The sequence below is a fragment of the Streptomyces sp. T39 genome (assembly GCF_008042045.1).
Taxonomy (GTDB): domain Bacteria; phylum Actinomycetota; class Actinomycetes; order Streptomycetales; family Streptomycetaceae; genus Streptomyces.
The window spans coordinates 805,196-813,599 of record NZ_RDBP01000012.1; the positions used below are offsets into that span (position 1 = coordinate 805,196).

Consider the following 8,404-nt stretch of genomic DNA (forward strand, 5'->3'; position numbering starts at 1 on the left):
GTGCCGCTTAGCGTCCGACAGCATGACTTCCAACTCGTCGCTCCGCAGGCGCCGTCGGCTCGCCGCCGCCACGGCGGTCGCCGCCGCGTTCCCGCTGCTCGTGGCCGTGCCGGGCACCGCGCACGCGGCCGAGGCCGCGTCCTGCACCACCACCGGCCCGGCCTACGCGCTGAACTCCTCGGGCGCCCTGCTGCGTTACGACATGCCCACTCCGCTGGCGGGCGGCGACCTCGCCGACCCCACCACCATCTCGACCGGCTGGGGCGGCTACGGCCGGGTGCTCGCCGGGCAGGGTGCGACGTTCTACGGCATCAAGGCGGACGGCCTGTACCTCAGCCACCGGGTCGGCTCGACCGGCACCTGGGACGTCCTCCACAAGAAGATCGACAGCGGCTACGGCTGGCTCGCCGGCGCCTCGGAGCGCAACCAGGTCACCATCGACCGCGGCAACCGCCTCTGGGTGCTCGACAACGACGGAAAGCTGCGCGCCAACAAGTACGACGACGACACCGGCACCTGGGTCGCACCCAGCGGCAAGATCCTGGACCAGGGCTGGGACCGCTACAACCTCATCGTCGCCGGTGACCACGGCGTGGTCTTCGGCCGCGACGCGGCCACCGGCGAGCTCCACCGCTCCCGGTACGACTTCACCAGCCAGCGCTGGATCGAGCGTCACGTGGTGAAGAGCTGGGCCGACTGGAACATCTACTCCAAGATCACCTCGATCGGCGGCGACACCCTGATCGGCATCACCACCGGCGGCGCCGCCCACTACTACCGGCTGGACGAGAACACCGGCGGCTTCGCCGTCTACAAGAAGACCGTCGGCGCCTCCGGCTGGCAGAACTTCTCCAACGTGTCCGGTGCCGCCGACGCCTGCCGGATCCTGAACAACCACACCCCGGCCTCGCCGTCCGTCCCGCTGGAGTCGTACAGCAGGGCGTCGGTCGCGCAGTCGTCGGCGGGCTCGCTGGAGTTCGCGTACACCGACAACATCGGCCGGCTGGTGCACGGCCGGATCGCCGATCCCTCGGACATCAACGGCGTCCAGTGGACCACCGTCTCCGCCAACGAGGCCTTCTCCGGGACGCCCTCGATCGCCGAGCACGCCGACGGGCGGGTGGTCCTCACCGGCCACAATGCCTCCGGAAGCGTCTGGCAGCGCAACCAGACGGCCAGGTCCTCGGCGGACTGGGGCTCCTGGATCGACCTGGCGGGCGCGATGGCGCAGCACCCGGTGACCGGGAAGACCCCCGGCGGACTGCTCGTCCAGATCGCCGCCGACGCCACGGGCCGGCCCTGGTACCGGATCCAGCAGCGGGCCAACGTGGACTTCATGGGCTGGATGCCGCTGTCCGGCAGCGGTTTCCAGGGCGCCTTCACCGCGGTGACCGTGCGCGACGGGATCCAGCTCTTCGGCCGCGCCGCCGACGGCACGCTGTCCACGGCCCTGCTCAAGGAGAACGGCACGATCTCCGCCTGGACCTCGCTCGGCGCCCAGGCCGTCACGGGCACCCCCTCCGTGGTGGTCTACCCCGGCTACCGGCTGCGCGTCTTCGCCACCGACGGCCTCGGCAGGGTCGTCACCACGGCGCAGAGCGCGGAGGGAGGCGCGTACGGCGCCTGGACGGCCGTCGGCGGCCTGAGCGCCGAAGGGTCCCCGAGCGCGGTGGTCTCCCCGCTGACCGGCCTCACCGAGATCACCGTCCGCGGGGCGGACGGCTACGTCCACAACTCCGGCGAGACCACCCAGGGCAGCGGCGACTGGCGCGCCTGGCAGCAGGTGTCCTTCGAGACGGCCGCCACCGAGCCCACGGCCTTCACCTACACCAACGCCGCCGGACCGACCTGGGCGTACTCCTTCCGCACCGCCGACAACCAGACCCGGGTCTACCAGGTCCAGCAGTCGGCCGCGCGGAGCACGACGTCCGCGGCCGGGGAGGAGCCCGCGTTCCGGGGCGGGGCACTGCCCCTGCCCGGCGCCTGAAAACGGGCCACGGGGGCGGCGGGTGCTCCGCGCACCCGCCGCCCCCGTGGCCCGTTTTCAGGCGCCGGGCCGGCCACAGCCGTACCTACGCACCGCTGATCGCCGCCGCGGCGGCGATCAGCGGTGCGTAGGTACGGCTGTGGCCGAGCACGTCCACCAGCAGCCAGACCCCGCTGGTGGTGACGGCGAAGTTCGCCGCGTTGGTCAGCGGGAACAGCAGGAACTTCCGCCAGGTGGGACGCGTGCGGTAGGTGAAGTACGAGGTCAGGAAGAACGAGCCGACCATGCTCACCAGGAACGCGGCCACATGCGCCGCCACGTACGGCAGCCATCGCAGCAGCACCAGGTAGAGGCCGTAGTACGTGCCGGTGTTCACCACCCCGACCGACGCGAATCTGACGATCTGGCCCCGTAGGGTCATCGGCCTACCAGTTCCCCCGCGCGCCTGTTGCGGTCGTCGTCCCGCCGGGGAAGGCCGGCGTTGGTCGCCTTCACCAGGAAGTGCGGTCTGCGCTTCACCTCGTAGTAGATGCGCCCGACGTACTCGCCGACGACCCCCAGCATCAGCATCTGCACACCGGCGAGCGCGATGACCGCCACCAGCAGGGTGACATACCCGGGGGTGTCCACGCCGTTCACCATGGCGACACCGACGATCCAGGACGCGTACACCATGGCCACGCCGAGCAGCAGCATTCCCAGATAGATCGCCGCCCGCAGCGGTTTGTTGTTGAACGACAGAAGACCGTCCAGGCCGTAGTTGAGCAGTTTCCCGAAGCTCCACTTGGAGCGGCCCTGCTCACGCACCGCATTCTCGTACTCGAACGTCGTCGTACGGAATCCGACCCAGGCGAAAATCCCCTTGGAGAAACGGTTGTACTCGGTCAGCTCCAGGATCGCGTCGACCGTCCGCCGCGACAGCAGCCGGAAGTCGCCGACACCGTCCACCAGCTCCACGTCGACCAGCCGGTTGATCAGCCGGTAGTAGGCGCGCGCGGTGAGGGTGCGGGTGACCCGGTCGCCCGCGCGGGTGCGCTTGGCGATGACCTGGTCGTAGCCCTCCTCGTGGAGCGCCAGCATGCGGCGCACCAGCTCCGGGGGGTGCTGGAGGTCGGCGTCCATGATGACCACCGCGTCGCCGTCGGCGTGCTGGAGACCGGCCAGCATCGCCGCCTCCTTGCCGAAGTTGCGGCTGAAGGAGACGTACCGGGTACGGGAGTCGGCGCCGGCGATCTCCTGGAGGAGGTCGAGTGTCCGGTCCTGGCTTCCGTCGTCCACGTAGACCAGCTCGAATTCCTGCCCGAGCAGGTCGAGTTCGGCGGTCACATGGGCGTGGAAGCGGCCGATGATCTCCTCTTCGTTGAAACAGGGGACCACTATCGAGATCAGCACGGAAGAACAACAACCGGCCCGAATGTCGCTCCCCGGTGCACCACATGGCCTCCGGGCGACCATTGAGTGAACTGCCTTTGCCGAGCCGCGTTTTCGTCATCCGCGCTGGCATATTCGAGCCCATCATGTGGACTCTGTTCTCCGCGCGCGGCCGGGCCGCCGCCTTCGCAGCGCTGATCACGGTCGGGGCGGTGACGGCCGGCGACCTCGCCGCCCGCACCTTCCCGTTCGGCCCGCACACCCGCAGCGTGAACGACCTCGGCAACCAGTTCGTGCCGTTCCACGCCCGGCTGTGGGACCTGCTCCACGGGCGGGCGGACGGCGGTGTGCTGCTCGACTGGCGGTCCGGATACGGGAGCAACGCGCTCACCGACCTCGGGACCTACCTCACGAGCCCGTTCTCGCTGCTGGTCGGCCTCTTCCCGCGCGACGGGATCGACCTGGCCGTGTACGTCGTCACCCTGGTCAAGACGGCCGCCGCCGCGGCCGCCATGACCTGGCTGCTCACCGCCCTCCACCGGGGCCACGGCCGGCGCTGGACGGCCGGCGTGCTCGGAGCCTCGTACGCCCTGTGCGGTTGGTCGGTCACGGAGGCGTCGTACAACCCGATGTGGCTCGACGGGCTGATCGCCTTCCCGCTGCTGTGCCTGGTGGGCGAATGGGCGCGCACCGGCAGGCGGCCGCTCCTCGGACCCGTGCTCGTCGCCCTCGCGTGGACCGCCAACTTCTACACCGCCTACATGGCCACCCTGGGCGCCGCGCTCGTGCTGGCGGCCCGGCTGCTGCTCGACGGCTCGGGAGGCCGGAAGCGGATCGCGGCGCTGCTGCGCGCGGCGAGGACGGTACTGATCGGGGTCGGACTGGCGGCTCCGGTCCTGATCCCGGTGTTCCTCGGCTCGACACACGCGTACCCGGGCTGGACCAAGGAGTTCGCGCCGGCCGCCTGGACGGACGTGTTCGCCCGCACCCTGCCGGCCACGTACAGCTTCTTCACCCCGGCCGTCTTCGTGGGCGGCGCGACGCTGCTCCTCGTGTCCGCCCTCGCCTTCCACCGGTCCGTGCCCCGGCCGGAGCGCTGGGTGTGGACGGGTCTGACCGCCGCCGTCGCCCTCTCGCTCCAGTGGGGGCCCACCCACCTGCTGTGGCACGCCTTCGCCACCCCGAACGGCAGCCCCTACCGGCAGACGTTCGTGCTCGCCGGCATCGCCGTGATCGCCGCCTGGACCTGTCTCTCCCGCGGCTGGCCGGACCTCCGGGCCGTGGCCTGCGGCACGGCCGCCCCCCTCGCCCTCGCGCTCGGGGCCGCCGGCAGCGACCTCGCCGGCCGCGACGCCTACCTGCTCTTCGGGGCGGGCCTCGCGGCCGTCGTCGCCGGGCTGCTGCTCGCCGCGCGCGGACGGGCCGTGGCGGTGGCCGCGGTGCTGCTCACCGGTGCCGTGGCGGGCCAGGCGGCGGCGACCACCGCGTACGCCGACCGGGAGCGGCCGCTGCGCCTGGACCACTATCCGCAATGGGGCGCCGGGCACGACGCCCGCGCCGCCGCCGTCGCGGCCGCCGACGACTGGCCCGCGTACCGCACCGACCCCGGGCGCACCCAGCTCACCGCGAACGACGCGCTGCTGCTCGGCGGGCAGGGCGGCGCGTACTACAGCAGCCACACGGCCGACGTGTGGACCCGGACCCTCTCGGCGCTCGGCGGCGGCTGGACGTCCCGGGGGCGCAGCCTGCAGTCCCTGGACAACCCCGTCACGGACGCGGTGTTCTCGGTGGGCGCCCGGCTGCGCACCGCGCCCGGCGGGGAGCCGCTGACGGTCCGCCGGGAGGTGCCGCCGCTGGTGACCGTCCGGCCCGCGGGCGGCCGGCCGGCCTACGGGGACTCGCCGTTCCGCAACCAGGAGCTGCTGCTGGGCGCCCGGGTGTACGAACCGGCGGTGGACGGGGCGTGCCGGGTCGGCACCGAGGTCTTCCTGTGGGCGCCCCAGTGGACGGGCACCGCGCGCCTCGGCGACAACCCCGGGGAGCGGCTGCTCGGCGGGGAGCCGAGGCGGCGGGCCGCACTCACCCCGCTCGGCACGGCCACGGCGCCCGGCACCCGCGTCGAGTACAGCGGCGAGGCGCCCCGGGACGCCGAGATCGGCTGCCTGGACCCGGTCCGGCTGAAGGCGGCCGTCGACGGGCTCCGCCGGACCGGGGCGAGCGAGGTACGGGTCTCGGCGAGCGGCGTCACCGCCGAACTGCCGCCCGGCACCGAGGGGGTGGCGGTGCTCGCGGCACCGCGGATCGCCGGGTGGTCCTGCGACGGGCGCCCGGCGGGCTCCCACCTCGGCCTGGTGGCCGTCCCCCTGGACGGCACCCGCACCACGGTGAGCTGCTCCTTCCGCCCCCCAGGGCTCCTCGCGGGGGCGGCGGTGGGGGCGGGGGCGCTGCTCGGGCTCCTCCTCACCGCGGCGCTCACGGCCCGGGGGCGGTCCCCCCTGGAGCGGGGTTCACGTCCGACCCCGGCCGCGGGGCGGGGCCCCGGGGGAGCGGGTTGCGGATCCGGCCCCGGCCCCGGCCCGGTGGTGGGGGCGCCCCSGCTGCGCGCGGGTGTCCTCAAGCGCCGGGCGGGCTGAGGGTGCCCGGCGTGGGCCGGGTTGGTGTGTGGGGTTCGTTCGCCCCGTGCGGGCTGGTGGTCGCGCACCCCCGCTGCGCGCGGGTGTCCTCAAGCGCCGGACGGGCTGGGGTTGCCCGGCGTGGGCCGGGTRCGTGGGGTGGAGGTCCCGGGGCGCTCCGGGGGCATGGGCGGGCGAGGCTCGCCCTATCCTGCGTTGCCCTAGCGCAACGACCGTTTTATCGCCCGCCCACGCCCCCTGCGCGCCCCGTCCCCCACGCCACCCCGCGGACCCGTCCACCGTGGTGAAAGGGGATGAACCGGTCTGCACCCCGGTGGGCCCATGACCGGCCTTCGGCCGGCTCGTGCGCGGCCTTCGGCCGCAACACATACACACGACGGCCCGCAGGGGCGATCCTTCCCCTGCCAGGACGGGCCGGTTCGCTCACGTCGACAGGGGCGCGGAGGGGGTGTGTGCGGGCGATAAAACGTCGTTGCGCTAGGGACCGGCCAACCCCGGGCGAGCCTCGCCCGCACACACCCCCGCAGCGCCCCAACGGCACACATCCGTACCCGGCCACACCCAGGCAACCCCAGCCCGTCCGGCGCTTGAGGACACCCGCGCGCAGCGGGGGTGCGAGCCACCACCACGCCCGCACGAGACGGACGAACCCGCACCGGAACAGCCCGTCCGGCGCTTGAGGACACGGCCGCAGGCCGTGCTGCGACCACCGGCCCGCACGCGGCGAACGAACCCCGCACCACAACAGCCCGTCCGGCGCCTGAGGACACCCGCGCGCAGCGGGGGTGCACCCACCACCACGCCCGCACGAGGCGAACGCCCCCCAAACCACAACACCCCCCGGGAGGCCACCGCCTCACGCCCGGAACTGCTGCTGCCGCTCCATCGCCCGCCGGAGCTCCACCGGCAGCTGGTGGTACGGCCCGTACGCGAGCTCCGCGTCGTACAGCAGGGAGCGGAACTGCGTGTGGGCCGCCGCATGGTCCCCCACCGCCAGCAGCAGGTGTCCGATCCGGTGCCGCACCTGGAACGCGCGGTCCCGGTCGGCGCTCTCGTAGTACGGCAGGACCGCCCGGTACTCGGCCAGGGCCGCGGCCGGTTCGCCGAGCTGCTCCAGGCACTGGGCCGCGTCGTGGCGGAACTGGAGCGTCTGCGGGTCGGCCGGGCCCGCCTCGGCCGTCCGGTCGTCGGCGAGGCGCCGCAGTTCCGGCAGGGCGCGGCGGTACTGGCCGTCGTCCATGAGGGTGGCCGCGTACTGCTTGCGCAGGATGCGCACGACGGGCGACTGCTCGCCGTGCTCGGCGGCGGCCGCCGGGAGGATGCCGCCGAGGACGTCCACGGCCCGGGTGATGCTGCCCTCCCCGAGCAGCCGCTTCACCTCGTCGACGGCCGCCGCGACGTCCGGGCGGGGCGCGGGGACGGCCGGGGGCGCGACGGGCTGCAGCGGCACACCGGTGCGGTCCGGCCACGGCGCGTGGGGGCGCACGAAGGGGCGGGTCGGGTCCAGCGGGCCGGTCGGGCCGCCGGGCGACGGCAGCAGGGGGATCAGCGCCTCGTAGACCTCCTGCGCGCCGGACGGCCGGTGCTGCGGGTCCTTGGCGAGCAGGTGGAGGACGAGCGCCTCCAGCGGCTCGGGGATCTCGGGGCGCAGCTGCCGCACCGGGAGCGGCGGCTCGTGGAGATGGCGGTGGAGCACCCCGAGGGCGGTGGAGCCGGCGAACGGCACCGTTCCGCTGAGCAGTTCGTGCAGGAGCACGCCGAGGGCGTACAGGTCGGTGTACGGGCCGACCGCACCGCCCATCGCCTGTTCGGGAGCCATGTAGGCGGGGCTGCCGATGGGCGATCCGGTGTGGGTGAGGCGGGTCGTGTCGGTGTCGATCACGGAGGCGACGCCGAGGTCGAGGACGGTGACCGTCCCGTCGGGCTTGACCATGACGTTCCGCGGCTTGAGGTCCCGGTGGACGATCGGCACCGCGTGCACGGCCCCGAGCACGGAGCACAGCTGCGCGGCGACCCCGACGGCCCACTCCCACGGGTAGGGCTCGTGCTCGGCGAGGTGGTCGGCGAGGTCGGCGCCGTCGACGTACTGCATGACGAGGTAGAGGTCGTCGCCGTCGCTGCCCGCGTCGTGGACGGTGACGAGCCCGGGGTGGCAGACCTGCGCCGTCACCCGGCACTCGCGCACGAAACGGCGGCGCATCTCGTCGGCGGCGGTGGCGGCGGCCATGTGGTCGGGGCGCAGCAGTTTGACGGCGACCCGGCGGTCGAGCCGCCCGTCGTAGGCGGTCCAGACCTGGCCCATCCCGCCCTGCCCGATGAGCGCGGAGAGCTCGTAGCGGCCCCCGATGACGCGTCCGTTCACCGGGCGCCGCCCCGGTCGTCGTGCCCGGTCTCCCGGCGGTCGGCGCCGCGC

Annotated in this window: 4 protein-coding genes and 1 pseudogene; 2 read left to right on the top strand and 3 right to left on the bottom strand. The window is 73.6% G+C overall.

Going from position 1 to position 8,404, the window contains the following annotated elements; genetic code table 11:
- The first annotated feature begins 22 nt into the window (after positions 1 to 22).
- Positions 23 to 1,987, top strand: coding sequence for a tachylectin-related carbohydrate-binding protein (locus tag EAO77_RS04465; RefSeq protein ID WP_147986810.1), 1,965 nt, complete (start codon positions 23 to 25; stop codon positions 1,985 to 1,987).
- A gap of 97 nt (positions 1,988 to 2,084) precedes the next feature.
- Here the strand turns inward: EAO77_RS04465 and EAO77_RS04470 are convergent.
- Together EAO77_RS04470 and EAO77_RS04475 are read right to left on the bottom strand one after the other, a co-directional pair.
- A pseudogene (locus EAO77_RS04470) lies at positions 2,085 to 2,408 on the bottom strand (GtrA family protein); the annotation flags it as partial.
- Entirely contained in the window at positions 2,405 to 3,379 is a 975-nt protein-coding gene (locus EAO77_RS04475; RefSeq protein ID WP_147986812.1) for a glycosyltransferase family 2 protein, read from the bottom strand. The gene EAO77_RS04475 and the pseudogene EAO77_RS04470, both read right to left, overlap by 4 nt.
- Positions 3,380 to 3,504: 125 nt before the next feature.
- Between EAO77_RS04475 and EAO77_RS04480 the strand changes: the two genes are divergently transcribed.
- Positions 3,505 to 5,991: a YfhO family protein gene (locus tag EAO77_RS04480; RefSeq protein WP_147986813.1), complete on the top strand. Its 2,487-nt coding sequence runs from the start codon at positions 3,505 to 3,507 to the stop codon at positions 5,989 to 5,991.
- A gap of 856 nt (positions 5,992 to 6,847) precedes the next feature.
- Here EAO77_RS04480 and EAO77_RS04485 read toward each other — a convergent pair.
- On the bottom strand, positions 6,848 to 8,353 hold the full coding sequence (locus EAO77_RS04485) for a serine/threonine-protein kinase (protein WP_147986814.1): 1,506 nt from the start codon (positions 8,351 to 8,353) through the stop codon (positions 6,848 to 6,850).
- Between the last annotated feature and the right edge of the window lie 51 nt (positions 8,354 to 8,404).

Coding starts and splice junctions, on each gene's coding strand:
- EAO77_RS04465 (WP_147986810.1), top strand. CDS start 23: ATGACTTCCAACTCGTCGCTCCGCAGGCGCCGTCGGCTCGCCGCCGCC.